This is a genomic window from Lactococcus taiwanensis, from assembly GCF_014905395.1.
Classification (GTDB): Bacteria; Bacillota; Bacilli; order Lactobacillales; family Streptococcaceae; genus Lactococcus; species Lactococcus taiwanensis.
Genome location: NZ_BNDT01000004.1, coordinates 33,440 through 60,351, shown reverse-complemented (window position 1 = coordinate 60,351; position 26,912 = coordinate 33,440). Strand labels below are relative to the sequence as shown.

The window sequence follows — 26,912 nt, the reverse complement described above, 5'->3', positions numbered from 1 at the left end:
CTAAAAATAGGGGAGAGATTGAGACCTTTCTTATTAATTAACGAGTATCCTATGGCTAAAAGGAGAAGTGACGATGGCTAAAGAAAGAAGTGAAATTCAAGAAGCGCATACATGGGACTTATCCACCATTTTTGCGACTGACGAAGCTTGGGAAAAAGAATTAGAACATGTGAAACAGAGTGTCGAAAATTCTGGGGAACGCTTTTCGGGACATTTGCTTGATTCGGCACAGAGTCTTTTAAAGATAACAGAAGTTATGCTAGAATTGTCTCAAAAGGTTGAGAAACTATATGTTTATGCCTCTATGAAGAATGATCAGGATACACGTGTAGCGAAATATCAAGAATATCAATCCAAGGCATCAAATTTATATGCGAAGTTTGGGGAAGCCTTCGCTTTTTACGAACCTGAATTTTTGACTTTACAACCCAGTCAATTGGATGAAATGATGGGGATAGTACCAGCTTTACAAGCTTATCAACATATGTTTGAACGCCTATTTGCTAAAAAACAACATATTCTTAGCCCTAAGGAAGAAAAATTGTTGGCTTCTGCGAGTGAAATTTTTGGGAGTGCTTCAGAAACTTTCGAAATCTTTGATAATGCTGACATTACCTTTCCTAAGGTGAAAAACGAAGAGGGTGAACAAGTTCAATTAACACATGGCAACTTCATTACTTTAATGGAGAGCAAAGATAGATCAGTTCGTAAAGCCGCTTACCAGGCACTATACAGCCATTATGAACAATTTCAACACACCTATGCAAAAACACTACAAACAAACGTGAAAGTTCATAATTTTAATGCTCAAATTAGAGGTTATCATTCTGCACGTGAAGCTGCTTTAGCGCGTGATTTTATCCCTGAGCGCGTATATGATGTTCTTATTAAAGCGATAAATCAAGCTCTTCCACTACTGCATCGATATATGAAACTCCGCCAAACCGTTCTGCAACTACCAGACCTTAAAATGTATGATGTTTATACACCGCTGTCCAAATTGGACTATAAATTTAATTACAAGGAAGGGGTAGAAAAGGCAAAAGAAGTTCTAGCGATTTTTGGTAACGAATATCGTAGACGTGTAGAAAGTGCCTTCAAAGAACGATGGATTGATGTCGAAGAAAATATCGGCAAGCGTTCAGGTGCTTATTCTGGAGGTTCTTATGATACCAAGGCTTTTATGTTATTGAATTGGCAAGAAACATTAGATGATCTGTTCACCTTAGTTCATGAAATGGGCCATTCAATGCACAGTACTTTTACTCGAGAAAATCAACCTTATGTATATGGAGAATATCCAATCTTTCTTGCGGAGATAGCATCAACTACTAATGAAAATATTTTAACAGAGACTCTACTGAAAGAAAGCAAAGACGATAAAGAACGTTTTGCTTTACTTAACCACTGGCTAGATAGTTTTAAAGGAACAGTATTTCGTCAAAGTCAGTTTGCAGAGTTTGAGCAACTTATTCATGAACAAGATGCAAGTGGAGAAGTGCTTACGAGTGAATATCTTAACCGTTGTTACGCAGAACTTAATGAGAAATATTACGGTCTTTTAGCTGATGAAAATAAAGAAATACAGTATGAGTGGGCTAGAATTCCGCACTTTTACTATGATTTTTACGTTTTTCAATATGCAACGGGATTTGCAGCTGCAAGTTACTTAGCAGAAAAAGTTGTGCACGGTAATGAAGGAGATCGTGAAAAATATATTGATTATTTGAAAGCAGGGTCATCTGCTTATCCCCTTGATGTCATCTCAAAGGCCGGCGTTAATATGGCTTCAGGAGAATATCTAACCGCAGCTTTTGATTTATTCGAACGTCGTTTAACTGAACTAGAAAAATTAGTAGAAAAAGGAGTACATTTATAAGTATGGTTGACACCTATAAACGCACAAGTAATCCTATGATGCATCGTCCTGTTGTAAAACCAGAGCTGGTGAAATGGATGCGTGAAAGTCAAACACAACTTTCAGGAGAGATTACAGAGGTACTCTCATTTGCTAAAAATAATAATATTCCAGTAATTCCTCACGAAACGGTACTGTATTTTCAAATGCTTTTAAGTTTGTTGCGTCCTAAGAGAATTCTTGAAATTGGAACAGCGATAGGTTTTTCGGCTTTAGTGATGGCCCAAGCGTCACCAGAAGCTGAGATTGTTACCATCGATCGAAATCCGGAAATGATTGAACTCGCAAAAGAAAACCTGTCTAAATATGACCATCGTCAACAAATTATTTTAAAAGAGGGTGATGCACAAGAAGTACTGACAGAGCTGTCAGGAGCTTTTGATATTATTTTTATGGACTCTGCCAAATCAAAATACGTAGAGTTTCTTCCTAGAGCAATGGAGCTCCTTGCTCCAAATGGGGTCATTTTGATGGATGACATTTTCCAAGCAGGAGAGATTTTAATTCCAATTATGGAAATAAAAAGGAATCAACGGGCGTTAGAGAGAGGGCTGAGACGGTTATTTGATGAAGTTTTCGATAATCCAAAATACCTGACAAGCGTTTTACCCTTAGGGGATGGGTTGTTAATGATTAAGCGGGCAGAATAAGTTACTGACGATACCGTCAGAGAAATCCAAAAGGATGATGTGGTTGAATTTGCATAATTAAAGTTTTATTTAACTTTTTATGTTATAATTACAACAAGTTAGAAATATACCGCTATTTTAACCAGTATGTTTATAAGAACATTATTCGAAGGAGAATATTTTGAAACTCAAAAAACTCGGATTAGTTATGGCAACAGTTTTTGCCGGCGCAGCACTTGTTACCCTGTCTGGATGCTCAAACGATGATTCTGCAAGTAAGGATATCATTACAATGAAGGGTGATACCATACGTGTTTCTGATTTGTATAAAGAAGCAAAACAATTTCCATCTATGCCTACAACAACCTTGCTCCAAAACATGACTTTTGATAAGATTTTTGCAAAAGATTTTGGAAAAGAAGTCACTGACAAGGACGTCAGTAAGCAAGTTAAAGAGATTAAAACTCAATATGGAGATCAATTTTCTTCAGTGCTTCAACAACAAGGGTTGACAGAAGCTAGCTTTACTCCTTACATGCGTACTCAAATGTTAGAGCAAGCTGCAATTGACCATGAAATCAAGTCAACACAATATACAAAAGCCAATCTTGAAGCAGCGTGGAAAACTTATCATCCGGACGTAACTGCTTATGTTGTAGCAGAAACGTCAAAAGACGCTGCAGACAAAGCTTTAGCAGCTGCTAAGAAAGATGATGCTGGTAAAGCAAGCTTTGAGAAAACAAATGCATCTAGCAAGGTAACGTTTAATTCTACTTCTACAACTGTACCAAGTGAAGTTCAAACCGCTGCCTTTAAACTTAAAAATGGTGAGTTTTCAAATGTAATCGAAGCAACAAATTCTTCAACTGGTGCAAGTTCTTATTATATTGTTGAAATGGTAAAAACTTCTGATAAAGGAAAAGACATGAATAAGTACAAGAAAGAACTTCAGTCTGTTATCAAATCAGAAAAAGAACAAGACACAACTTACGTAAGTAGTGTCATTGCTAAATACTTGAAGAAATACAATGTAACAGTGAAAGAAGAAGCATTCTCAACACTCTTCTCTCAATTTACACAAACTTCATCAACTTCTTCATCCTCTAAATAATTTAGAGAATAAAAATTGACTTTAAAGAGAGCTCAGAGTGGTGAAAATGGGTAGGTCAATGTTGTGCTTAAAAGCAGCGATAACTGCTTTAACAACCGAACTAAGATGATAGAAATTCTATCGTGAATAAGGGTGGTACCGCGGTATAACTGTATACGCCCCTTTGTTTACGGTGGAATTTTATTGTTTTATTGTGAATGTATTAACAAAGATTGTGAGAAAAGTTTAACCTCAATTTTAAACTTTCATAAAAGGAGAAAAATAATGAAAACCATGACATCCGCAGAAGTTCGCCAAATGTTTCTTGACTTTTTTAAATCAAAAGGCCATGCCATTGAACCTTCACAAAGTCTTGTCCCTGTCAATGATCCAACTTTGCTTTGGATTAACTCTGGGGTAGCAACACTCAAAAAATATTTTGACGGGTCAGTCGTTCCAGAAAATCCACGGATTACCAACGCTCAAAAAGCGATTCGAACTAACGATATTGAAAATGTCGGTAAAACAGCACGTCACCATACCATGTTTGAAATGCTTGGTAACTTCTCAATTGGTGATTATTTCCGTAAAGAAGCGATTGCTTTTGCTTGGGAATTATTGACAAGTTCTGAATGGTTTGAATTCCCCGCAGAAAAACTTTACATCACTTATTACCCAGCTGATAAGGATACTTATAATCGTTGGGTTGAAGTTGGGGTAGATCCAACACATCTTGTGCCAATTGAAGACAACTTCTGGGAAATTGGTGCTGGTCCTTCTGGTCCAGATACAGAAATTTTCTTTGACCGTGGAGAAGTTTATGACCCAGAACATGTGGGCTTAAAATTGTTGGCTGAAGATATTGAAAATGACCGTTATATTGAAATCTGGAACATTGTGCTTTCACAATTTAATGCTGATCCATCAATCCCGCGTTCAGAATACCCTGAATTGCCACAAAAAAATATTGATACGGGAATGGGACTTGAACGAATGGTTTGCATTATTCAAGGCGGAAAAACAAACTTTGATACAGACTTATTCTTACCAATCATTCGTGAAATTGAAAAACTATCTGGAAAAACGTATAGTCCAGACAGCGAAAATATGAGTTTCAAAGTGATTGCTGACCATATTCGCTCACTCTCGTTTGCTATTGGTGATGGTGCTTTGCCAGGAAATGAAGGACGTGGTTATGTTTTACGTCGCTTACTTCGTCGCGCGGTTATGCATGGTAAAAAATTGGGAATTCAAGGGAAATTCTTGGCTTCACTCGTTCCGACTGTTGGGAAAATCATGCAATCCTATTATCCAGAAGTGCTTGAAAAACAAGATTTCATCATGCAAATCATTGATCGTGAAGAAGAAACGTTCAACCGCACGATTGATGCGGGTCAAAAATTGATTGATGAACTTTTGGTAAATCTTAAAGCTGAAGGAAAAGATAGACTTGACGGGGCAGATATTTTCCGCCTCTACGATACTTATGGTTTCCCTGTGGAATTGACAGAAGAATTGGCAGAAGATGAAGGATTCAAAATTGACCATGAAGGATTCAAAGTTGCCATGAAAGCTCAACAAGAGCGTGCACGTGCTGCTGTTGTCAAAGGGGGTTCAATGGGTGCTCAAAATGAAACCTTGTCATCTATCGAAGTAGAATCAGAATTCCTTTATGAAGATAAGACTGCGCAAGGAAAATTACTTGTAGCTATACAAGATGATGAAATTGTTGATGAAGTTTCTGGGAAAGCTCAACTTGTTTTTGATGTGACTCCTTTTTATGCTGAAATGGGTGGTCAAGTGGCTGACCATGGTGTCATTAAAGATGCTGAGGGACAAGTTGTGGCTAATGTATTAGATGTACAACATGCGCCTCATGGCCAAAATCTTCATTCCGTTGAAACAGTTTCACCACTTCAAGTTGGCGAAAGCTATACTTTAGAGATTGACCAAGAACGCCGAGCTGCTGTTGTGAAAAATCACACAGCGACTCACTTACTTCATGCTGCTTTGCATAATATTGTTGGGAATCATGCACTACAAGCCGGTTCACTTAATGAGGTTGAATTCTTACGTTTTGACTTTACGCACTTTGCACAAGTGACTAAAGAAGAATTGGCTGAGATTGAACGTCAAGTTAATGAAGTAATTTGGCAATCATTAAAAGTTGAAATAGTTGAAACTGATATTACTACAGCCAAAGAAATGGGTGCTATGGCCCTCTTTGGTGAGAAATATGGGAAAAACGTTCGCGTTGTAAAAATTGGTGACTACTCTATCGAACTTTGTGGTGGAACACATACACAAACAACTTCTGAAATTGGTTTATTCAAGATTGTTAAAGAAGAAGGAATTGGTTCTGGTGTTCGCCGGATTATTGCTGTGACAGGTCAAAAAGCTTATGAAGCCTTTAAAGATGCTGAAAATACTTTGAATGAAGTGGCAACAATGGTTAAAGCGCCGCAAACTTCACAAGTTTTAGCAAAAGTTACGAGCTTACAAGATGAGCTTAAAACAGCTCAAAAAGAAAATGATGCTTTGGCTGGAAAACTTGCAGCAAGTCAATCAGATGAAATTTTCAAAAATGTGCAAACAGCTGGTTCTCTCAACTTTATCGCCAGTGAAGTCACTGTTCCTGACGCTAATGGTTTGCGTAATTTGGCAGATATTTGGAAACAAAAAGAGCTTTCAGATGTTCTTGTTTTAGTTGCTAAAATTGGTGAAAAAGTAAGTCTTTTAGTGGCTTCTAAGTCATCAGATGTAAAAGCAGGTAATTTGGTTAAAGAATTAGCACCTTTTGTTGATGGTCGTGGTGGTGGAAAACCAGATATGGCCATGGCTGGTGGTTCAAAAGCAGCAGGAATTCCTGAACTTTTGGCCGCGGTTGCTGAAAAATTAGCTTAAAAAAATAAATATCGTAGATTTTCTACGATATTTTTTTATTTTCTGGATATGAGTCAATAAATATTTATGGTAAAATGATGAAAATACTTGAAAGAGATGCCTAAGATGAAGATTACAATTTTTGGAGATTCAATTACCAATGGTTTTGGAATGGATGAAGGGGGTTCGTCAAATATTTTAGCAAGATTAATTGAAAAGAAAAAATCAGGTGTTGAAGTTGTACTTCACGGAATGAATGGAGATGATACTTATGGGGCTTTGCTACGTCTAAAGTATGTCGTGGAAGAAGCGGCGGATTTAAACTTTGTATTTTTTGGAGCAAATGATGCCTCGCCGTATCATCTTATAAGACCTTGGGAATTTCAGGAAAACCTATTAAGAATCGTCAGCGAGCTTGGAAAGCAAAAGACGGTGCTTGTTACTCCTCCGTTTTATAATGATGATGCACCGATGCATTATAGTCGACTTTCTGAGGTACAGCTCTTTAGGAAAGCAATGCTTGATTTAGCAAATTGGAAAGGAATTCAGTTACTTGATTTCTATCAAGTGATGATTAATCATGAAAATACAAAGGGATTGTTAAGAGCTGATGGTTTACATTTCACTGAAGCAGCCTACCTTCTTTTAACAGATAAAATAGTGGGTTTCTTGGAGAGAGCAAATTAAAAATAGCTTAATCTTCTTCTGATTGCTTGAGACTTTGTGGTAAAATAGAATTAAGAGATTCAGGGAGAATAATAGATATGGTAAAAAATACAGTAGATAAGCCGTTAGCTCAAAATAAAAAAGCGCGGCATGATTATGAAATTTATGAAACTTTTGAAGCGGGGATGGTGCTTACGGGGACGGAAATCAAGTCGGTTCGTCAGGCAAAAATTCAGCTTAAAGACGGCTTTGCACGGGTGAGAAATGGAGAAGTTTGGCTTTCAAATGTCCATATTTCTCCTTTTGAACAGGGAAATATCTTTAATGTTGATGAGCTGCGTACACGTAAATTATTATTAAAAAAAGCTGAAATCAATAAGATTGAAAAAGAACTTTCAGGTTCTGGTGTAACTTTAATTCCTTTAAAAGTTTATCTTAAAAACGGCTTTGCCAAAGTTTTGATGGGGCTAGCGCGGGGTAAAAAAGACTATGATAAACGAGAAAGTCTTAAACGTAAAGAACAAAATCGAGATATTGCACGCCAATTAAAGGCCTATAATCGTTAAAAAGTTACTGACCAGTGGGTCAGTAACTTTTATTATTGTCCTGAAGTGAACAAAACAGCAAATATTATAGAATTTACATAGCGTTTACTTAGTATTTACGAAGTGTTTACAAGCAAGAAAGGTTTTCAGTGATAAAATAGTTTTGTAAGCAAAAGTGCTTAACAAATCAATAGAAAAATTATTGGAGACCTCTTTTATGAAAAAGAAATTTCTTGTTGGTATGATCGCTGCTGGAGCACTCTTGACACTTGCGGCTTGCGGCTCAAACGATGCTTCATCAAGTTCTTCGTCAAGCAAGAACTTGTCAGGTAAAATCATTGCCGGAGGCTCGACAGCGCTACAACCTTTAGCACAACAATCTTCTACAGAGTTTATGGCAAAAAATCCTAGCGTACAAGTCACTGTCCAGGGCGGTGGTTCAGGTGTAGGGTTGACGCAAGTTGCGGCAGGTTCCTTCCAAATTGGGAACTCTGATATTTTCGCAGAAGAAAAATCAGGGATTGATGCCTCGGCGATCACCGATCATAAAGTCGCTGTTGTCGGCTTTGCACCAATAGTAAATGCGAAATTAGATGTGAAAAATTTGACCTCTCAACAACTGCAAGACGTCTTTACAGGTAAAGTAACAAACTGGAAAGAAGTGGGCGGGTCAGATCAAAAAATTACCGTCATCGGTCGTACAGAAGGCTCTGGTACACGGGTTAACTTTGATCAATTTGCACTAGGTGGAGCGACAGAAGTTAAAGGTCCTACACAAGATGCTTCCGGATCTGTTGTACAAATGGTTGGACAAACTCCTGGTGCCATCTCTTATGTCGCACTCTCCTACGTTGAGACGAGCAAAGAAATCAAATCCGTTTCGATTGATGGCGTGGCACCCACAGAAAAAAATGTCGTAACCAACGATTACAAAGTTTGGTCTTATGAGCATATGTACACTAACAGTAAAAGGGAAACAGCCGCTGATAAAGCTTTCATCAAATATGTAGCCAATAATGAAAAAGACATCAAAAAATTAGGTTACATCCCCATCAGTGATATGAAAGTAGAGCGCGATGCAGAGGGGAACATTACCCAAAAATAAAAAGAAATGTAGGCGTTGTTACTTTATAGCTGCAGCCAACCAAGTGGTCGGTTGTGCTGACGGTTCTTACTTTGTTCAACGGAAGTGATATTAAAATTCTTCTTCATAAATTAATTTTTTTAGTACTGACCGCTTGATAAGTTATTTAAGATAAGAAAATTTCAAAAAAAGAGCCACCAGTACAGCTGACCAGCCTGTCAGTAAGGCAACAGGAAAACTGATAAAAAGGTGCTGTAAAAAACTTACAAAATTTAGATTTCATGATTTCCCTCATCGAAGTCGGCTGATGATGCTCAACCTCTTGTGAAGTTGAGCATTTTACGCTGTTATTTACAAAACATTTACATAGAAAACCTGTGATTTTTCTTAAATTGTCCCTTCATTATGGTATAATTAAGGCATGAAGAAGAAAATTTTTATCGCTTTGATGGCAAGTTTGGGCTTGTTTGTTTTGACCGCCTGTGGTGCTGGAAACAAACAAGTGACGGCGGGAGGTTCTACCGCACTTCAGCCGATGGTTGAGCATGCCTCGATGGCCTATATGAAACAAAATCCTGATGACATTATTATGGTGCAAGGCGGAGGATCCGGTGTTGGATTAGCTCAAGTTGTGGCAGGTTCTTTTCAAATTGGGAACTCTGACATCTTTGCTGAAGAAAAATCAGGGATTGATGCAGATAAAATTATTGATCACAAAGTTGCTGTAATTGGCTTTGCTCCGATTATTAACAAAAATATTAAAGTTTCAAATTTGACTCAAGAGCAAATGATTGATATTTTCAGTGGCAAAATTACCAACTGGAAAGAAGTAGGTGGACAAGACCAAAAAATTACGGTCATTGGACGTGCTGCTGGATCGGGTACACGAGTTAACTTTGACAAGTATGGTTTGAATGGAGCGACAGAAGTAAATGGTCCTACACAAGATGCCTCTGGTTCTGTTGTGCAATTGGTTGGACAAACGCCCGGTGCCATCTCGTATGTTGCTTTCAGTTATACTGAAAAACCTGGAGTAAAAGCAGTCACGGTTGATGGGGTTAAACCTACTTACGATAATGTTAAAACAAATGCTTGGAAGATTTGGTCTTACGAGCACATGTACACCAATAAATCAAAGGACAATACGATTGAAAATAAATTCATTGAGTATGTTCAAAATGATAAAAAAACGCTTGAAGAGTTAGGTTATATTCGCGTGTCTGAAATGAAAGTTGATCGAGACGCTGATGGAAATGTTACTAAAATTAAGTAAACTTTACTGACCAAGCTGTCAGTAAGTTCGTACAGTTAAAACTGGCGCAAGTCAGCTTTAATTTGTGTCCGATTGCCTTTTTTTCAAAATAAAAAAACGGCATTTGTCAAGCAAAATGCAAAATGAATAAATATAGTTAGGTCCCTATGGAAAATTCAAAAATCAAAGAAAAATTGCTCTCAAGCAATAAAAATTCTAAACTCGAAAAATTTGGTAAGAGTTTGACATTCTTGTGTATCGCTCTCATCGTTTTTGTAGTTGGCGCTATCTTAGTATTTGTGGCTCAAAAAGGTTTGTCCACTTTTTATTCAGATGGGGTTAATCCATTGCGCTTCCTTTTTGGTACAGATTGGTCACCAGGAAATCTTGGTCCCGATGGTAAGCCAGCTGTAGGTGCGCTGCCAATGTTTACAGGTTCGCTGATTGTAACGATTCTTGCAGCGCTTGTTGCGACACCATTTGCTATTGGTGCGGGGATCTATATGACAGAGATTTCACCGAAATACGGAAAGAAAATCTTGCAGCCTGTTATTGAACTTTTGGTTGGGATTCCATCAGTAGTCTATGGATTTATTGGTTTAACGGTGGTCGTTCCTTTTATCCGTGGTATCTTTGGGGGGACTGGTTTAGGACTCCTTTCTGGTGTTTTTGTTCTCTTTGTTATGATCTTACCAACAGTCACTTCAATGACTGTTGATGCGCTTAAATCTGTGCCGGGTTACTACAAAGAAGCTTCTCTTGGGCTTGGAGCAACGCGCTGGCAAACAATTTGGCGAGTGCTTTTACGTGCTGCCGCCCCTGGTATCTTGACGGCCGTTATCTTTGGGATGGCTCGAGCTTTTGGTGAAGCTTTAGCGATTCAGATGGTGGTTGGTAATGCGGTGACCATGCCTAAGGACTTGATTTCCCCAGCGTCAACGTTGACTTCAATCTTGACTTCAGGTATTCCAAATGCAACACCTGGTATCCAACTTAATGCCCTATGGTCATTAGCCTTGTTGCTCTTGATCATGTCGCTTATCTTTAACCTCGCAATGCGTGCAATTGCTAAGAAAGGAAGTCTGAAATAATGAACGCTAAACGCTCTGACAAGATTGCCACTGGCGTGCTCTACGTCCTTTCTGGCATTATCGTTGCTATTCTAGCCTTTTTGCTGATTTATATCTTAGCTAAAGGGATTCCTCATATTTCATGGAAATTTATCACGACAGCTTCTAATCCTTTAACAGGGGGAGGGATTGCTGTACAGCTTTTCAATTCGGTCTATCTTTTGATTGTGACACTAATTATTTCCATTCCTTTGTCACTGGGTGCTGGTATTTATCTTTCTGAATACGCCAATCAAAAACACTGGTTGACTGGTGTGGTGCGTTCTGCGATTGAAGTGCTTTCGTCTTTACCTTCTATCGTGGTAGGGCTTTTTGGGATGTTAATCTTTGTACTCCAATTTGACCTTGGCTTTTCCGTTCTGTCTGGAGCTTTGGCCTTGACGGTCTTTAATCTTCCTTTGATGACACGTAATGTGGAAGAGTCATTACGCGCAATTCCAACGTCTCAACGCGAAGGTGGCTTGGCGCTTGGAATGTCCCGCTGGGAAACGGCTACTCAAGTTATCTTACCGGCCGCTGTACCAGGGATTATTACAGGAGTAATCTTATCTTCTGGACGGGTATTTGGTGAAGCCGCTGCGTTAATCTATACTGCGGGTCAGACGAACCTTCCAATCAATTGGGCCAACTGGAATCCAATGAGTTTAACCTCTCCTCTCTCACTTTTTAGACCAGCGGAAACCTTGGCTGTACATATCTGGGCTTTGAACACAGAGGGAACGATTGCGACTGCTCAGCAAATCTCTGCAGGTGCATCTGCGGTATTGATTATCTTTGTCTTACTTTTCAACTTAGGCGCACGTTTCCTTGGTAATCGAATCCACAAGAAATTAACCTCATCAAATTAATGACGGTAAATAGAATAGGCGGCTTTGTCACTTATAAAAGTGATAAGAAAAACCGCTGAACTTTTAGTTAAAAGGAATATTATGGCAACAACTTATGACTGGACTCAGCGCAAAATAATGGTGCCTGAGCAAGAAGAAATTGCATTATCTACCACTGATTTACGCGTATTCTATAATGGCACAAAAGAAGCAATCCATGGGGTTACCATGGCTTTTCCAAAAAATGAAATTACGGCATTGATTGGACCTTCGGGATCTGGTAAATCTACCTATTTGCGTGCGCTCAATCGGATGAATGATACAATTGATGGTGCACGTGTGACAGGTGAAATTAATTATGAAGGGGTCAATATTAATGACGCTAAAGTAAACGTATTTGAAGTCCGTAAGCAAATCGGAATGGTTTTTCAACGACCTAATCCCTTCCCAAAATCTATCTATGAAAACATCGCTTTTATCCATCGTCGTGAAGGAGTTAAGGATAAGAAGAAATTAGATGAAATTGTCGAAACTTCTTTGAAGCAGGCTGCTTTGTGGGACCAAGTGAAAGACAATCTTAATAAATCTGCGCTGGCAATGTCTGGAGGACAAGCACAACGGCTTTGTATCGCTCGTGCTCTATCTGTAAAACCAGAAATCATCTTGATGGATGAACCCGCATCAGCTCTTGATCCGATTTCAACAATGCAGATTGAAGAAACAATGATGGAATTGAAAAAGAATTATACGATTATCATCGTCACTCACAATATGGCACAGGCTTCACGTGCCTCTGATAACACCGCCTTTTTCTACTCTGGTGATTTGATTGAATATGATAAGACAAGTACAATCTTTACACAACCTAGCCTAAAATCAACTGAAGACTATGTGTCAGGGCATTTTGGCTAGAACTAAAGTTCGACTTTGCCCGTGCTAAGGGTTTTGCCCTAAAGCCCGCTGACATAAGAAAAGAAGATGACTGACCAGTTGGTCAGTAACTGATAAAAAGGGAAAATATGGAAAAAGAAGCAGTTTTAACAGTCAGTGACCTTTCACTCTATTATGGTAAGAAAAAGGCGCTGAATACCATTAACATGACATTTTATAAAAATGAAATCACCGCACTGATTGGTCCATCCGGCTGTGGGAAATCTACACTTTTACGTTCAATTAACCGAATGAATGATTTGATCCCAACAGTGACGATCACAGGTGCGATTGATTATAAAGGGAAAAATATCTATAGTCCGAAAATCGATACGGTTGATTTACGTAAAGAAATTGGAATGGTGTTCCAACAACCCAATCCCTTCCCCTTTTCAATCTATGAAAATGTCGTATATGGCCTAAGATTAAAAGGCGTCAAAGATAAAGCCTTGCTTGATGAAGTGGTAGAAAATTCACTCAAAGCGGCAAACATCTGGGATGAGGTCAAAGATATTTTGCACAGTTCAGCACTAGGCTTATCAGGTGGTCAGCAACAAAGAGTTTGTATCGCACGTGTCCTTGCCGTCAATCCTGAAATTATCCTGATGGACGAGCCGACATCGGCCTTAGACCCGATCTCAGCTGCTCGTGTAGAGGAAACGATGTTAGAGTTAAAAGAAGACTATACCATCGCCATAGTGACGCACAGTATGCAACAAGCCTCACGGATTTCTGATCGTACGGCCTTTATGCTAGACGGAAATTTGGTGGAATATAATGATACCAAGAGCATCTTCCTTAATCCAGAAAAACAAGAAACTTCTGATTATATTTCAGGTAAATTTGGTTAATCAACTGGCCACAAAACATGTAAAACTTAGCTATTTCCCCTCAGCAGTGGGAAATATGCTATAATAACAGAATAAATTTTCAATAAAAAATTAGAGGAGTGTTTAATGTTGCGTACACAATTTGAAGAAGATCTTAATAAACTTCACAATCAATTTTACTCGATGGGCACGCAAGTTTCTGCTCAATTAAATAAAGCAGTTCGAGCCTTCGTAAGTCACGACCGTGATTTGGCTGAACAAGTTATTGAAGGTGATCATGCCATCAATGAACAAGAAAAAAGTCTTGAGAACCAATCTCTAGAAATGATCGCGCTCCAACAACCTGTATCTAGTGATTTGAGAACTATTATTACGGTGCTCAAAGCCTCATCAGATATCGAACGCATGGGTGACCATGTCGCTTCGATTGCCAAAGCGACAATTTCTTTGAAGGGTGAGGAACGGATTCACATCGTTGAAGAAGATATTAGTTTGCTTGGAGAAAAAGTTAAATCCATCGTTGACGCCTCTTTGAATGCTTATATTCAAGGCGATGATTTACGTGCGCATGAAGTGGCAGAACAGCAAAATGTTATTAAAAGCATGAGCCACGAAATTCAAGAAAAAGTGCTTGAAGGAATGAAAGAGAATTCTGAAACAGTGACGACAGGAAAAGAGTATCTTTTAACTTTAGTTTACTTAGAGCGAATTACGGGCTACGCTGTCAATCTTTGCGAATGGATTGTTTATCTTAATTCTGGAAATATCATCGAACTTTAAGTAAAAAAGTTACTGACCAAGCTGTCAGTAACTTTTTTATTCATAATCAATCGGAATTTCCTCATGTGAGAGATAGTGGTGTCCATCGAAATTCATTTTGATAACATAGGGCATCTTTCCTGCTAAGACTTTAAAATCATTAAATTGAAAGTCCGGTTGATAATAATTAAGGATGGTCGAGAGGGAGGTTCCATGTGTTCCGACCGCTACTTTTTGACCGCTAGCATTTTTAAGAATCTGCTGCACTGCCTGAATATTTCGTTCTTGAACCTCGCGCAAAGATTCCCCTTGCTCAAGTTTATAGTCAAAATCTTGCCACTGCATTTGGGCAAAACTCCAAAAATCATCAATCCATGGACCGACGTTTCTTTCTCGTAGCGCGCTTAGAAGCTGTATTTCAAGTGCTTTAGCCTCGGCTAGAGGCTGGACGGTTCGAACAGAGCGCAAAAAAGGACTTGAATAGATCTGATCAAGCGCAACTGGTTCAAAAGCCTCTGCTAAGACCAGGGCTCTTTTTTCCCCTTCATCGGTAAGAGGAACGTCCATATCGTCATAGGCTGCTGAGTCGCGTAATGAGTGGCGAATAAAATAAATTTCTGTCATAGTAAACTCCGTATAAATGCTTATCCTTTCAGGATTTCTAGTTTTAAAGGTTTGGTCGTGAGTTGAATTTCACCCCCTAAAGGAAAAGTAAAAATAGGTTGGGTGTGACCAAAGTCAACATCATAAATGACGGGGATGTGCTGTAAAAGGGGATATTTATCGAGAATAAACCACAATATCTCCTCAGTCATCCCCTCTTCTTTGGGAAAACGGCCAATGACTAATCCTGCAATATCAGGATAAACTTGTAGGAAATGAGCAAGTTCACGGTCCCAAGCATAAAAATCTTCCTCTTCAGCATTTTCTAAAAAGGCAATCGGACTTGTAAGCTTGACTTGTGCAGAAGTTCCTGTCACGAGCATCAAGGTATTGAGATTGCCACCAAAGCTTGTTCCAGTAGCCGTGCCGTGATTGTATATTTTCCAACTTGCCGGGAGAGGATGTCGTGCTTGCGTTGGATCATACCAAGCATCGCTGGTATAAACCTTACTGGCACTTAGAGAATAAGACGTTCGACCTGCGACTGCTTTTAACCATTCCGCCGTTTGAAAATCTTGTAATTCATCCATCAAGAAGGCAATATAGCCTGGACCATAGTAAGTGACCAAACCCGTTTTAGAAAAAATGGCCTGATGAAGGACTGTAATGTCCGAAAATCCACAGAAAATTTTAGGGTTTTGTCGCACAATTTCCCAGTCAATATAAGGCAGCAATTCATTGCTGTTGAAACCGCCGATAGTGCAAAGCACAGCCTTGACATTGGGATCAGCAAATGCCGCATGAAAGTCACTGACACGTGAAGCAATTGAACTTGAAGAGAGTAAATCATTTTCTAAAATATGGGCACCAAAAGTGACCTTATAGCCAAGCTTTTCAAGTCGTGTTTTTGCTTTAAGTTTATCTTCGAAACGGCCAGTTCGCAAAAGAGAAGAACTTGGGGAAATCACGCGAATTTCATCACCTTTTTTAAGTTTATGGGGAAAAATTTTAGTCATCCAAACCTCCACTCCTAAATTGAACCTATTATAGCATTTACTGACGGCTTTGTCAGCTTACCTTACCTCAAAGAACTGTGTCATTCATTCACAAAAAAATACTGACCGCTCTGTCAGTATCTTTTTTATTAGTTATTTAATTACTTCAAGTCCACCCATATAAGGACGAAGCACTTCAGGAACAGTGATTGAACCATCTTCATTTTGATAATTTTCAAGAATAGCAGCCACAGTACGTCCAACAGCCAGTCCAGAACCGTTCAAAGTGTGAACAAGTTGAACTTTACCATCTTCGCCACGATAACGAATTTGGGCACGACGGGCTTGGAAATCTTCACAGTTTGAACATGAAGAAATTTCACGGTAAGTATTTTGCGCAGGAATCCAAACTTCTAAATCATAAGTTTTAGCCGCAGAGAAGCCCATGTCACCAGTTGACAAAGCCACAACACGGTAAGCAAGGCCCAATTTTTGCAGAATATTTTCAGCGTTTGCTGTCATTTTTTCAAGTTCATCATAAGATTGGTCAGGTTTAGTAAATTTAACCATTTCAACTTTATGGAATTGGTGCAAACGAATCAAACCACGCGTATCACGACCAGCAGAACCAGCTTCAGAACGGAAAGAAGGACTCATTGCTGTGAATTTGATTGGCAATTCTGCGCCATCCAAAATTTCCCCACGGTAGTAGTTAGTTAAAGGCACTTCAGCAGTTGGAATTAAAACAAAACCACGGTCATCTTTCAATTCAAAAGTGTCTTCTTTAAACTTCGGATATTGACCAGTGCCAAACATTGACTCTTGATTAACCATATAAGGAGTGATCATTTCAGTATAACCTTCTTTACCGTGCTCATCAAGCATGAAGTTATAAAGGGCACGTTCAAGTCTTGCGCCAGCACCTTTGTAGAATAGGAAGCGTGAACCAGTGACTTTACCAGCACGTTCCCAATCCAAAATTCCTAAATCTTCACCCAAATCCCAGTGAGCTTTAGGTTCAAAATTGAAAGTTGGAGTTTGACCAACACGACGAACCTCAACATTATCCTCTTCATCAGCACCAATAGGTGTACTTTCATGAGGAAGATTTGGCAACATGATAATGATTTCATTCAAGTTTTCTTCGATTTCAGCAAGTTCAGCATCAATGGCTTTGATTTCGGCAGAAACTTTTTGCATTGCAGCAATTTGTGCGCTGGCATCACCTTTTGCACGTTTTACTTGAGAAATTTCATCAGAAACGCTATTACGTTCAGCTTTCAAAGCCTCAGATTTTACAATGAGTTCACGACGTTTAATGTCTAAGTCATGAAGTTTTTCAAGTTTCTCTTTTTCAACACCACGAGTGGCTAATTTTGCAGCAACACCGTCAAAATCAGCACGAATTTTTTTAATATCAAGCATAAGCTCTCCTTTTTCAATTACAAATTTTTAGCATATTCTGACCGTGTAATCACAAAAAAACGCCCTATTTCCGAAGAATTAGGGCGCTGTCATTGCACGGTTCCACCTAAATTATCTACCTCACTTTACTGACTGAGAAGTCAGCAGTAGAGTAGAACTTTGGTAGCTTGTAACGCTAGCCAAGCGCTCTCACTTTCATGAGAAAATCAGAAAGAAGTAGAAAGTCATCGATCAGTTTTACTTGTTCGCAGCACCACAAGTTCTCTTAAAAAAACCTTACAAGACCAGCTCCTTAAGCCCATTTTACCATTTTAAGAAGGCATTTGTCAAAAAATTATCAGTAAAAAAGGTGGCTTACAAAGCAATATTCACCTTGTAAAAAAACTGACCATTCCGTCAGTATTTTTTCAAGATTTACGGATGGCACGGCGCAAGGGATCAAGAATACTCGGCGCACGCACCACATTTTCTTTGCCAATACGTTCTGAAATCATTTTTACGAGATGACCTGCTTCCTTAGAACCAAAACGAACCTTTGCCTGAGTACGTAGGATTAATGCAAATTGTTGACCTAATTTTCCATTCATTTTTACATCAACCTCTGCTTGTAAAATATCTTCCCACGAAAAAACAAGGGGTTGCCCACGCCGAGGATTTTTATAAGTAAAAGTGACTCCTTCATCACTAATTTTCAAAGTGCCATTTTCTACAGAACCTAAATACGCCGTCCCTTTTGTTTCATAAAAATGCTCCGTCGGATGAGTTGTCAAAGCAATGTCCTCTTTTCTAATCATTAAGTTATTATACCATAAAAACGGATACATTTTCATCAATAAATTAACGTGGCAACGAGGACATGATTTAAGAAATGCTCTAAAAAATGTTATCATTATAATAGAAGAATATTTTAATGTTATTTTAATTAAAGGAGGCAGCATGGCCCTATTAGGTGTAAAAATAGATAAGAAATTTATGAGAGATCTCATCCTTTTACTTTTGGGAGTAGGGCTCTATATCCTCTCTATACAGCTTTTTGTTGTACCCAATGCGATGGCAAGCAATGGCATTGCAGGGTTTTCAGTTTTTATCCAATTTGTCTTTGGAGTTAATCCAGCTTTGACATTTTTTGCAGTAAACATCCCACTCTTTTTCCTGAGCTGGAAACTTCTCAATAAGCGAGAACTTTTGCTCACAATTCCTGGTGCGCTTGCCATGAGTGGTTGGATGATGGTTTATGAAGCACTTGGTGTCACTGGTTTTCAGATTCCTTCACTGGTTGTTGTCGGGCTACTAGATGGTTTACTTTCGGGACTTGGTGCGGGGCTTGTGGTCCTTTCTCAAGGAACGTTTGGTGGTTCAATCTTACTGGCACGTCTGTTTGAAAATAAGTGGCATATTAGTATTGACCGTACACTTTTTGGGATTGATGTAGGGGTGATGTTACTAGCGGTCATCACTTATTTGGCCTTGCCAAACTTTTTAGTAACCCTTTTGTCCTGCTTTATCTTTAGTAAAGTTACCAGATTTGTGGGACGTGCGGAATATCGGGCAAAAACGTTACAAAAGTTTGGCTTTCCAAAGAAAACTCAAACTTGTAGCTGTTCGTCATCTCCATGCCCCCATCGCTAATTGACATTCAAAAGGATATCTTATCATGAGAGAGAGTTATGTTAATAAAAAAACAGTAAAACGTTGATTTTTACTGTTTTTTTAACGACTTGCTCATTTCTTTTTTTTACGCTTAAAGGCATTTTTAAATGTTCCCAGAAAGCTTGGCGATTTCACTACCTTCTCATTTCCTAAATAATCGCGCATCCAGCGTAAAACAGTTCCGGATTCTTTAGAAGAAAAGCGAACCTTGGAGCCATTTTGCAGTACGATGGAAAATTGACGACCGACCTTGACTTGTCCTTTGAGGGTTTTTGTGACATCACCCTCCACACGTAAAATCGAAGACCAAGGGAAGGTCATATTTTTTTCTACATTTCGATCATTATAAAATTCAAAGGCAACATCGCCAATTAAGATTTTGCCATATTCAGCAAAACCGAGGTAAGCAATCCCTTCTGTTGAAAAATCAGCTTTAGTATTTAGTGATTGAGCCACGCAAGTTACTCCATTTCATAGTTTAGATTAAAAAATAGTATTTTATCACTAACTTAGCAGTGATGAAAACCTCATAATAACTATTTAATTATAGCATAAAAACGCTTTATTTTCCTTAATCATCAGAAAAAGAATAAACAAAAAAGCCAATCCGAAGATTGACTTTAAACATCGCTAATCGATTACATGATTTGTGCCCAACGACCGAGGATACCCACGATGAAGAGACCGAAGATGATAACGATTGGAGAAACCTTTTTCTTAAGCAACCACATGCAAAGGAATGTGATAAGCAAACCAGCAAGACCAGGAATCAATTGATTCAAGTTATCTTGAAGGTAAGTGACTTTTGTAGAATCAAGTGGAAGGTTGCTGCCGACTTGACCAAGAATATCGTGGAGTTGTGTACCAGATACATTGCCTTTAGGGAATTCTACATAAGCACCTTTTTGCAAAGGAATTCTTGAAACGACTGCATTCGCACCGTTAAAGTTAATGGTTACCCAACGTTGGATTAACACACCAAGGACAAACATACCAAGGATAGAAGCACCTTTAGTAACGGTTTGGAGGAGTCCTCCACCGAGGTCTTTAGTGATTGCAGAACCTGATTTGTAACCAAATTCTTGAGTGTACCACAAGAAAGCGATACGGATAGCATTCCACACGATGAAGAAGAAGAGTGGAGCGATGATTGATCCACCAGTAGCCAATGAAGCTGCAATCGCACCAACGATAGGACGTACTGTGAACCAGAAGACAGGGTCACCAATACCGGCAAGAGGACCCATCATACCAACTTTAACCCCTTGAATAGCGGCATCGTCGATTTCAGCACCGTTAGCACGTTCTTCTTCAAGGGCAAGCGTTACACCGATGATTGGAGCGGCAACGTATGGGTGAGTATTAAAGAATTCCAAGTGACGTTTCAAAGCTTCTTTAGCTTCTTCGCCAGAAGGGTAGAGTTTTTTCAATGCTGGAATGAGCGAGTAAGCCCAACCACCATTTTGCATACGTTCGTAGTTCCAAGAACCTTGGAGGAACATTGAACGCCACATAACGCTACGACGGATTTTCTTATCAAGAGTTATTTTATTTTCAGACATTTTTTAGATCCTCCTTTCTTAGTAGTCGTTCAAGATGTCGCCGATTGGGTCACCTGATGAAGCTGCAGCGCCATTTCCAGAACCACCAGAAGCTTGGAGGTTAAGGTAAACAACAGCGATAACAACACCGAGGACACCAGTTGCAATCAAAGTCAATTCTGAGATTGGGGCGATAGCGAAACCAAGGAAGAAGAATGGCCATACTTCACGTGTAGCCATAAGGTTGATAACCATTGCATAACCAACGGCAACAACCATACCACCACCAACGGCAAGTCCACCAGAGATAACTGGAGGAATAGCGTTCAAAGCATCTTGGATAACTTGTGGTGAGATAACCAAAAGAAGTCCAGCAGGGATAGCAATACGCAAACCTTGACAGATAAGTGCGATAAAGTGCCACATTTCAACACCTGAGTATGATCCATTTTCAGCAGCACGGTCAGCTTGGTGAACGAGCACAACTGAGAGCATACGTACAAGAGTAGTCAAGACAAGACCAGCAGTTGCAAGCAAGATAGCAGCAGGAACGATTGTACCCATGATATGGTTTAAGTCAAAGTTATTTGATTGAACCATCAAGATAGATGAAGCGATAGAGGCAAGGGCAGCATCGGGTGCGACAGCGGCACCAACGTTAGCCCAACCAAGAGCGATCAATTGAAGCGAACCACCAAGGATAATCCCTGCAGAAGCGTGACCGGTAACGATACCGATAAGCGAGCAGGCGATAATTGGTTGGTGGAATTGCCATTGGTCAAGGATACCTTCAAGTCCAGCAAGGAAGGCAACGATAATGACCAAGATTACAGATAAAACACCGTATTCCATGTTTAATATATCTCCTTAATAATTTGGCTGCCTAATATTCAATTTTAAATAATAATCGGAATATCAGACAAGCTCATATTCTGATTATTGTACGTCAGCTTTGTTGATTAAGCCAAAGAGGTCAGCTTTAGAATCAGCTGGAACTTTACGTACGTCGAATTTAACTCCGAGGTCACGCAATTTTTCAAAAGTAGCAACGTCATCTTTGTCCATAGAAAGAACTTTGTTGAGCATTGTTTTACCAGTTGAGTGAGCCATAGAACCAACGTTCAAGGTATCAATTGGTACGCCACCTTCGATAGTTGCAAGAGCGTCTTGCGGAGTTTCGAAAAGAAGAAGTGCTCTAGTTTCACCAAAACGTGGATCTTTAGCTACTTCAATCATTTTCTTGATTGGAACAACGTTAGCTTTTACACCAGTTGGAGCTGCTTGTTCAATGAGTTTCTTACGCAATTCGTCTTTTGAGACAGTGTCAGAAACTACAATGATACGGTTGGCTTTTGAATCTGGAGTCCAAGCAGTCGCAACTTGACCGTGAAGCAAACGAGAGTCAATACGCGCAAGGTTGATTTTAATTTTCCCATCGCCAATGACAGTTCCTTCAGGAATTGCGCCTTGTACAGCAGCAGGAGCGGCTGCAACAGCAGTTTCCTCTGCAGGTTGAAGTTCCTCAGGGAGTACTTTAATACCACCTTTCGCTTCTTTCATAATGTTAGCCGCAACTTGTTCAACGCCAGCAGATGCATCCATCATGCGTTCTGTGTAGGCTTGAATAAGCATAGGCAGGTTGAGGCCTGTGATGATAGCAATCTTGCGATCAGGGTTTTCACCCATCACTGCACTTGCTTGGTTAAATGGAGAACCGCTCCACAAGTCAGCAAGGACAAGAACTTCATCTTCAGCATCAAATGTTGCGATGGCAGCTTCGATTTTAGCATGCAAATCAGTTGGTCCTTCGTTAGGCATAAAAGTAACTACTTGTACTTTTTCTTGCTCTCCGAAAATCATAGAACCAGATTGTTTGATGCCTGCGGCGAATTCACCATGGCTCGCAATAACAATTCCGATACTCAATGTGAGTAACCTCCTATATAAGATTATAATAAAAATTATTACCTAGTTATTATACTATTTTCATTCCACATTTGCAAATGTTTTCATAGAATAATAATAAGGGTTCCCACGCTTATGGAAACCCTTTTATAAAACAAACTGTATAGATAGCTTTAGGTCAAGCTTTCACAATTTTTTTCACAAATTTTCATAAATAAAAAAGTTTTTTTATTGAAAAATACCTTGAAATTGAAAACTTATGGTAAAATAGAAAGTGATAAAATATCTAGATGTCTTTATCAATTTTGAGGGCTCCAGTAGGACACGATTTGACCGCTGTGCGAAGCGACGGAGCATCAGGAAAAGTCTTTTCTTGGTCTTGAGTATCATAAAATTTTACAATCCCATTATCATGATAGTCAAAAGCCTCTGGTGCATGAATATGGCATAAGCCACAGGCAATGCATTTATCAGGAATTATTTTTATCTTCATATAAAGAATGATAATAAAAAAAGACTAAAAATGAAAGGAAAAGGTCGTGGCAACAAAAGAACCCTGGAATAACGAAATTTATCGTGCAATGAAAGAAGAGCCTACGGAACTTAAACGCAAAGTCCGTACTAAAGATGAACATAAACGTCCTTTGACAACGCGTTTTCTGACCTTTCTCGTTGCATTAATGTTTATTATTGTTGGTTTTGCAATTGTGTTTATTCTTTGGAACAGCCAAAATCAAAGTAATGAAGCAATCGCCAAAAATTTCCATCAATCTTCAAGCACTTCAACGGCTGCAACACAGTCAAGCAGTAGCACGCCTGCCTCATCCTCTTCATCGACGGCGACTAGTCAAACGGAAGCTTCATCAAGTAGTACCCCTGCCTCCTCTTCGTCAAGCAGCGCAGAAGCTGGTACGACTTACACAATCGTGGCGGGCGATTACCCAAGCACCATTGCTGCTAAAACAGGGCTGTCATGGGATCAGATTGCTAGCTTGAATAATATCTCTTCCGATGGATATAATGCTGATGGTAGTGCTATTCACGCAGGACAAGTCCTCAAATTGAAATAAAAATTTACTGACAGTTTGGTCAGTAAATTTTTTAAAGTTTGTCAGAAAAAGATTTAAAAGATAAGGTAGAAAATTTAAAAGTGATGAAAAAAATCCAAATTGCTGTAGACGGTCCTGCTTCAAGTGGGAAATCAACGGTGGCTAAAATTGTAGCGCGGGATCTTGATTTAATTTATTTAGATACGGGCGCTATGTACCGTGTGGCGACATTGGTGGCCATGCAAGAACAGACACAAGATCCACAGGTTATTATTAATTTTATTGAAGAAAATCCGATTTCTTTTGCGAATGGACCAAAGGGGCAGGAAGTGTTCTTAGGTGAGCGCAATGTGACGGATGTGATTCGAACTAATGAAGTGACGAACGCAGTTTCAAAAATTTCAGCCATGCCTGAAATTCGTAGTTTTCTAGTAGCTGAGCAACAGCGGATTGCTAAGGAAGGCGGGATCATTATGGATGGACGTGATATTGGTACAGTTGTTCTTCCAAACGCTGAGCTTAAAATTTTCTTGGTAGCCTCTGTTGAAGAGCGTGCAGAACGTCGTTACAAAGAAAATCGATCTAAAGGTATTCCAACAGACTTGGAGCGCTTAAAATCAGAGATTGCTGCTCGAGATCATAAGGATAGTACGCGCAAAGTGTCTCCCTTGAAACAAGCTGAGGATGCTGTTTTGTTAGATAGTACGGGCAAGTCAATTGCTGACGTTGTCGCCTTCATTGAAACGCGAGCAAAAAGACTTATTTAAAGTCTTTTTTTTACTGACAGAGCTGTCAGTAATCAATAAGAGAGCCAGCTTTGCAGTAAAATACAAACTTTGGTATAATAGTGAAGAAATGAATGAAAAAAAATATAAACGCTTGGAATATTTGAGACATAATATTGATTATCTCAGTATCCGAGAGCGCCAAGAGTACTATGAGCTTCTCAATGAGTTGAAACGTTATGATGGTTATTCTGACGATGACATGCAAGAGGAAGTTGAAGCAGACGCTTATGAAGATTCACAAGAACATTGGCAAGAACCTGACTACGCTTATAGTGGTGCCTCAAATAGTGAGGGCGTCTCTTCTCGAAGAGCGTCCAGAAATCATGCAAGTGCATCACCTTCACCCAGAAATACAAATATAAAGCTTCCTAAAAAGCCTAAAAAGGATAAGCCTCGCAAGAAAAGACGTTGGCTAAGAGGCATACTTGCTTTTATTATTCTGATTATTATTGTCATGGCAGGGTTCTTTGTATATGGTTACAACCGTGGTGTGAAACAAGAAGGTGGAACGATAAAAAATGAATCTTTTACGGGCACCAAAAATTCTGATGGCTCTACTAACATTTTAGTACTTGGAGCAGATAAGCGCCCAGGCCAGTCAAGTGATGTGGCTCATACAGATTCGATCATGGTTTTGCACATTAGTAAAGATAAAAAAACAGTACGCCTTGTGAGTTTCATGCGGGATACACTCGTTCTGGTTCCTGGCGTGACCTCTGATACTGGTGAGCCGAATGTCAAAATCAATGCCTCCTTTACCATTGGTGAAAATTATAATGGGCAGGGAATAAATTTATTAAGTGATACATTGAAGAAAAATTTTGGAATAAATATCCAATATTATGCGGTCGTTGATTTTTCAAGCTTTTCAACGGTTATCGACTCACTGTTTCCAAACGGAGTGGAGATAGATGCAAAATTCTCTACAATTAATGGCCAAACAATGGATGAAGTACCCGTGCCTGATGATTTGTCAGAGACGCAGGGGATGGCAAGTTCTGACAAGGTGTTGACCGCTGAGCAAGCTGCTGAGTTAGGCTACCCTGACGGAGGCGGTACCTTCATGATGATTAAACAAGGCAAACAAAAGATGGACGGACGGACGTTGCTCAATTACGCGCGCTTTCGTCACGATGATCAAGGAGACGCAGGCCGGGTAGCTCGCCAGCAACAAGTAATGTCCACGGTAATGTCGCAACTTAAAAATCCTTTGATGTTATTTACTGGTGCGAGCGCTTTAGGGACGGCGCGTGCTGTAACGATGACAAACATCCCCAACAGCTTCTTTTTGACAACGGGCGTAAGAACTCTGTTTAGTAGTGCAGGTGGACTTGATTCCACGACTATCCCGGCTGACAATGACTGGACAAATGCTTATGATAAATATGGCGGTCTAGGTTTATTGATTGATATGTCAAAATACAGAACCAAAGCACAAAGTCTTCTTGGACAATAAAAAACTTACTGACCAGCTGGTCAGTAAGTTTTTTTATTTTTAGTACACCCTCAAATGAAAAAGTAATGATGTATTACTAGGTTATTAGCCTTTGTCTGCACCAGCAGTGATCCCATTGACATAAAATTTTTGCATGATGACAAAGAGGATTGTAATTGGAATTGCAATGATGACACAACCAGCGATAAATTGTGTGAAGAATGCAGTAGCAGCCCCTTTTTGACTGTTGACCATTGAATAAAGCCCGTAGGCGATGGTGAACGTTTCAGGATGTGCTTGGTTATTTCCTAAGATAATCCCTGAGAAGATGAAGTCGGTCCAGGGTGCAATGAAGGCCATCAAAGCTGTATAAACAATGATGGGACGAGAGAGCGGAAGAGTGATGTGTGTGAAGATTTGCCATTTGTTTGCACCATCAATCGTTGCTGCCTCGTCAATAGAATGTGGAATAGTATCGAAGAATCCCTTAGCAATATAAAATCCTAGTCCAGCACCACCGACATATACTAAGACCAGCCCACCAATATTCAGCATATTAATGGCTTTCAAGATATAATACAAGGCTATCATTGACATGAAACCAGGGAACATCCCTAAAACGAGAGCGATTTGTAAGAAAGGTTTACGAAATGCAAAGCGTAGACGTGAAAGGGTATAAGACATAATGATGGTAATAAAAGTAGAAAGTGTCGCTGAAACGATGGCTACAAGGAAGGTGTTACCAATCCAAGCCACAAATGGGAAACTCCCACTCTTATTTTGAAAAAGCTGGATATAATTAGTCAAAGTAAAACTTTTAGGGATAATCGTTGAGACAAATCCAGTGTTATTTTGAGTAAGACTTGCAAGAACAATCCAAATAATCGGGAAGATCCAGATTAATGCTAAAAGCCCAAGCAGGATATATCGAAGCGTCAGTGATACGCGACGTTGAGTTTTATATGATTTCATTTTCAA

At 39.3% G+C, this 26,912-nt stretch carries 27 protein-coding genes; 17 read left to right on the top strand and 10 right to left on the bottom strand.

Annotated elements, in window-relative coordinates:
* Nucleotides 1-73 precede the first annotated feature (73 nt).
* The 13 genes from pepF to phoU all read left to right on the top strand — a co-directional run bounded on the left by pepF (nucleotide 74) and on the right by phoU (nucleotide 14,564).
* Nucleotides 74-1,879, top strand: a complete 1,806-nt coding sequence (pepF, locus tag JKP71_RS05920) for an oligoendopeptidase F (protein ID WP_200407375.1) — start codon at nucleotides 74-76, stop codon at nucleotides 1,877-1,879.
* A gap of 2 nt (nucleotides 1,880-1,881) precedes the next feature.
* A complete protein-coding gene (locus tag JKP71_RS05915) occupies nucleotides 1,882-2,568 on the top strand; it encodes an O-methyltransferase (protein WP_200407374.1) in 687 nt (228 codons plus the stop codon).
* A 160-nt stretch (nucleotides 2,569-2,728) separates the two neighbouring features.
* Nucleotides 2,729-3,658: a peptidyl-prolyl cis-trans isomerase gene (locus JKP71_RS05910; protein ID WP_200407373.1), complete on the top strand. Its 930-nt coding sequence runs from the start codon at nucleotides 2,729-2,731 to the stop codon at nucleotides 3,656-3,658.
* Nucleotides 3,659-3,922: 264 nt separating this feature from the next.
* Nucleotides 3,923-6,541: an alanine--tRNA ligase gene (gene alaS / locus JKP71_RS05905; protein WP_200407372.1), complete on the top strand. Its 2,619-nt coding sequence runs from the start codon at nucleotides 3,923-3,925 to the stop codon at nucleotides 6,539-6,541.
* Nucleotides 6,542-6,646: 105 nt separating this feature from the next.
* Nucleotides 6,647-7,207, top strand: a complete 561-nt coding sequence (locus JKP71_RS05900; protein ID WP_200407371.1) for a GDSL-type esterase/lipase family protein — start codon at nucleotides 6,647-6,649, stop codon at nucleotides 7,205-7,207.
* A gap of 77 nt (nucleotides 7,208-7,284) precedes the next feature.
* Nucleotides 7,285-7,752 carry an SsrA-binding protein SmpB gene (gene smpB / locus JKP71_RS05895; protein ID WP_075526192.1) on the top strand — a complete coding sequence of 156 codons (468 nt, stop codon included), beginning with the start codon at nucleotides 7,285-7,287 and terminating at the stop codon, nucleotides 7,750-7,752.
* Between the two features lie 196 nt (nucleotides 7,753-7,948).
* Nucleotides 7,949-8,836, top strand: coding sequence for a phosphate ABC transporter substrate-binding protein (locus JKP71_RS05890; RefSeq protein ID WP_200407370.1), 888 nt, complete (start codon nucleotides 7,949-7,951; stop codon nucleotides 8,834-8,836).
* A 400-nt stretch (nucleotides 8,837-9,236) separates the two neighbouring features.
* Complete coding sequence (locus JKP71_RS05885) at nucleotides 9,237-10,088, top strand: phosphate ABC transporter substrate-binding protein (RefSeq protein ID WP_075526190.1); 852 nt, start codon at nucleotides 9,237-9,239, stop codon at nucleotides 10,086-10,088.
* Nucleotides 10,089-10,234: 146 nt separating this feature from the next.
* Nucleotides 10,235-11,158: a phosphate ABC transporter permease subunit PstC gene (pstC, locus tag JKP71_RS05880; protein WP_075526189.1), complete on the top strand. Its 924-nt coding sequence runs from the start codon at nucleotides 10,235-10,237 to the stop codon at nucleotides 11,156-11,158.
* Nucleotides 11,158-12,045: a phosphate ABC transporter permease PstA gene (gene pstA / locus JKP71_RS05875; RefSeq protein WP_200407369.1), complete on the top strand. Its 888-nt coding sequence runs from the start codon at nucleotides 11,158-11,160 to the stop codon at nucleotides 12,043-12,045. The genes pstC and pstA overlap by 1 nt, the downstream gene beginning before the upstream one ends.
* Before the next feature lie 81 nt (nucleotides 12,046-12,126).
* On the top strand, nucleotides 12,127-12,936 hold the full coding sequence (pstB, locus tag JKP71_RS05870; RefSeq protein ID WP_075526187.1) for a phosphate ABC transporter ATP-binding protein PstB: 810 nt from the start codon (nucleotides 12,127-12,129) through the stop codon (nucleotides 12,934-12,936).
* A 107-nt stretch (nucleotides 12,937-13,043) separates the two neighbouring features.
* On the top strand, nucleotides 13,044-13,805 hold the full coding sequence (gene pstB / locus JKP71_RS05865; RefSeq protein WP_200407368.1) for a phosphate ABC transporter ATP-binding protein PstB: 762 nt from the start codon (nucleotides 13,044-13,046) through the stop codon (nucleotides 13,803-13,805).
* Nucleotides 13,806-13,910: 105 nt separating this feature from the next.
* A complete protein-coding gene (phoU, locus tag JKP71_RS05860) occupies nucleotides 13,911-14,564 on the top strand; it encodes a phosphate signaling complex protein PhoU (RefSeq protein ID WP_075526185.1) in 654 nt (217 codons plus the stop codon).
* A gap of 36 nt (nucleotides 14,565-14,600) precedes the next feature.
* On the opposite strand, the gene JKP71_RS05855 is transcribed toward phoU, so the two are convergent.
* From JKP71_RS05855 to JKP71_RS05840, 4 genes are all read right to left on the bottom strand, one after another.
* Entirely contained in the window at nucleotides 14,601-15,167 is a 567-nt protein-coding gene (locus tag JKP71_RS05855) for a histidine phosphatase family protein (protein ID WP_200407367.1), read from the bottom strand.
* Nucleotides 15,168-15,187: 20 nt separating this feature from the next.
* Nucleotides 15,188-16,162: a S66 family peptidase gene (locus tag JKP71_RS05850; RefSeq protein ID WP_200407366.1), complete on the bottom strand. Its 975-nt coding sequence runs from the start codon at nucleotides 16,160-16,162 to the stop codon at nucleotides 15,188-15,190.
* Between the two features lie 132 nt (nucleotides 16,163-16,294).
* Nucleotides 16,295-17,566 carry a serine--tRNA ligase gene (gene serS / locus JKP71_RS05845; protein WP_200407365.1) on the bottom strand — a complete coding sequence of 424 codons (1,272 nt, stop codon included), beginning with the start codon at nucleotides 17,564-17,566 and terminating at the stop codon, nucleotides 16,295-16,297.
* Between the two features lie 407 nt (nucleotides 17,567-17,973).
* Nucleotides 17,974-18,360, bottom strand: coding sequence for a DUF956 family protein (locus tag JKP71_RS05840; protein WP_200407364.1), 387 nt, complete (start codon nucleotides 18,358-18,360; stop codon nucleotides 17,974-17,976).
* Between the two features lie 142 nt (nucleotides 18,361-18,502).
* Between JKP71_RS05840 and JKP71_RS05835 the strand changes: the two genes are divergently transcribed.
* Nucleotides 18,503-19,195: a YitT family protein gene (locus JKP71_RS05835; protein WP_200407363.1), complete on the top strand. Its 693-nt coding sequence runs from the start codon at nucleotides 18,503-18,505 to the stop codon at nucleotides 19,193-19,195.
* A 93-nt stretch (nucleotides 19,196-19,288) separates the two neighbouring features.
* Here JKP71_RS05835 and JKP71_RS05830 read toward each other — a convergent pair whose 3' ends face one another.
* From JKP71_RS05830 to JKP71_RS05810, 5 genes are all read right to left on the bottom strand, one after another.
* Nucleotides 19,289-19,672, bottom strand: coding sequence for a DUF956 family protein (locus JKP71_RS05830; protein WP_075526179.1), 384 nt, complete (start codon nucleotides 19,670-19,672; stop codon nucleotides 19,289-19,291).
* A gap of 182 nt (nucleotides 19,673-19,854) precedes the next feature.
* Nucleotides 19,855-20,778: a PTS system mannose/fructose/sorbose family transporter subunit IID gene (locus tag JKP71_RS05825; RefSeq protein ID WP_075526178.1), complete on the bottom strand. Its 924-nt coding sequence runs from the start codon at nucleotides 20,776-20,778 to the stop codon at nucleotides 19,855-19,857.
* An 18-nt stretch (nucleotides 20,779-20,796) separates the two neighbouring features.
* A complete protein-coding gene (locus JKP71_RS05820; RefSeq protein WP_075526177.1) occupies nucleotides 20,797-21,609 on the bottom strand; it encodes a PTS mannose/fructose/sorbose transporter subunit IIC in 813 nt (270 codons plus the stop codon).
* An 84-nt stretch (nucleotides 21,610-21,693) separates the two neighbouring features.
* Nucleotides 21,694-22,683: a PTS sugar transporter subunit IIB gene (locus JKP71_RS05815; protein ID WP_075526176.1), complete on the bottom strand. Its 990-nt coding sequence runs from the start codon at nucleotides 22,681-22,683 to the stop codon at nucleotides 21,694-21,696.
* Between the two features lie 265 nt (nucleotides 22,684-22,948).
* On the bottom strand, nucleotides 22,949-23,155 hold the full coding sequence (locus JKP71_RS05810; protein WP_075526175.1) for a ferredoxin: 207 nt from the start codon (nucleotides 23,153-23,155) through the stop codon (nucleotides 22,949-22,951).
* A 46-nt stretch (nucleotides 23,156-23,201) separates the two neighbouring features.
* Between JKP71_RS05810 and JKP71_RS05805 the strand changes: the two genes are divergently transcribed.
* The 3 genes from JKP71_RS05805 to JKP71_RS05795 all read left to right on the top strand — a co-directional run bounded on the left by JKP71_RS05805 (nucleotide 23,202) and on the right by JKP71_RS05795 (nucleotide 25,955).
* Nucleotides 23,202-23,732, top strand: a complete 531-nt coding sequence (locus JKP71_RS05805) for an SAG1386/EF1546 family surface-associated protein (protein ID WP_075526174.1) — start codon at nucleotides 23,202-23,204, stop codon at nucleotides 23,730-23,732.
* Nucleotides 23,733-23,815: 83 nt separating this feature from the next.
* Nucleotides 23,816-24,478: a (d)CMP kinase gene (cmk, locus tag JKP71_RS05800; protein WP_075526245.1), complete on the top strand. Its 663-nt coding sequence runs from the start codon at nucleotides 23,816-23,818 to the stop codon at nucleotides 24,476-24,478.
* Between the two features lie 88 nt (nucleotides 24,479-24,566).
* Nucleotides 24,567-25,955 (top strand): LCP family protein, encoded by a 1,389-nt coding sequence (locus tag JKP71_RS05795; protein ID WP_200407362.1) that lies wholly within the window; start codon nucleotides 24,567-24,569, stop codon nucleotides 25,953-25,955.
* Nucleotides 25,956-26,039: 84 nt separating this feature from the next.
* On the opposite strand, the gene JKP71_RS05790 is transcribed toward JKP71_RS05795, so the two are convergent.
* Nucleotides 26,040-26,906: a sugar ABC transporter permease gene (locus JKP71_RS05790; RefSeq protein ID WP_075526243.1), complete on the bottom strand. Its 867-nt coding sequence runs from the start codon at nucleotides 26,904-26,906 to the stop codon at nucleotides 26,040-26,042.
* Nucleotides 26,907-26,912 lie beyond the last annotated feature (6 nt).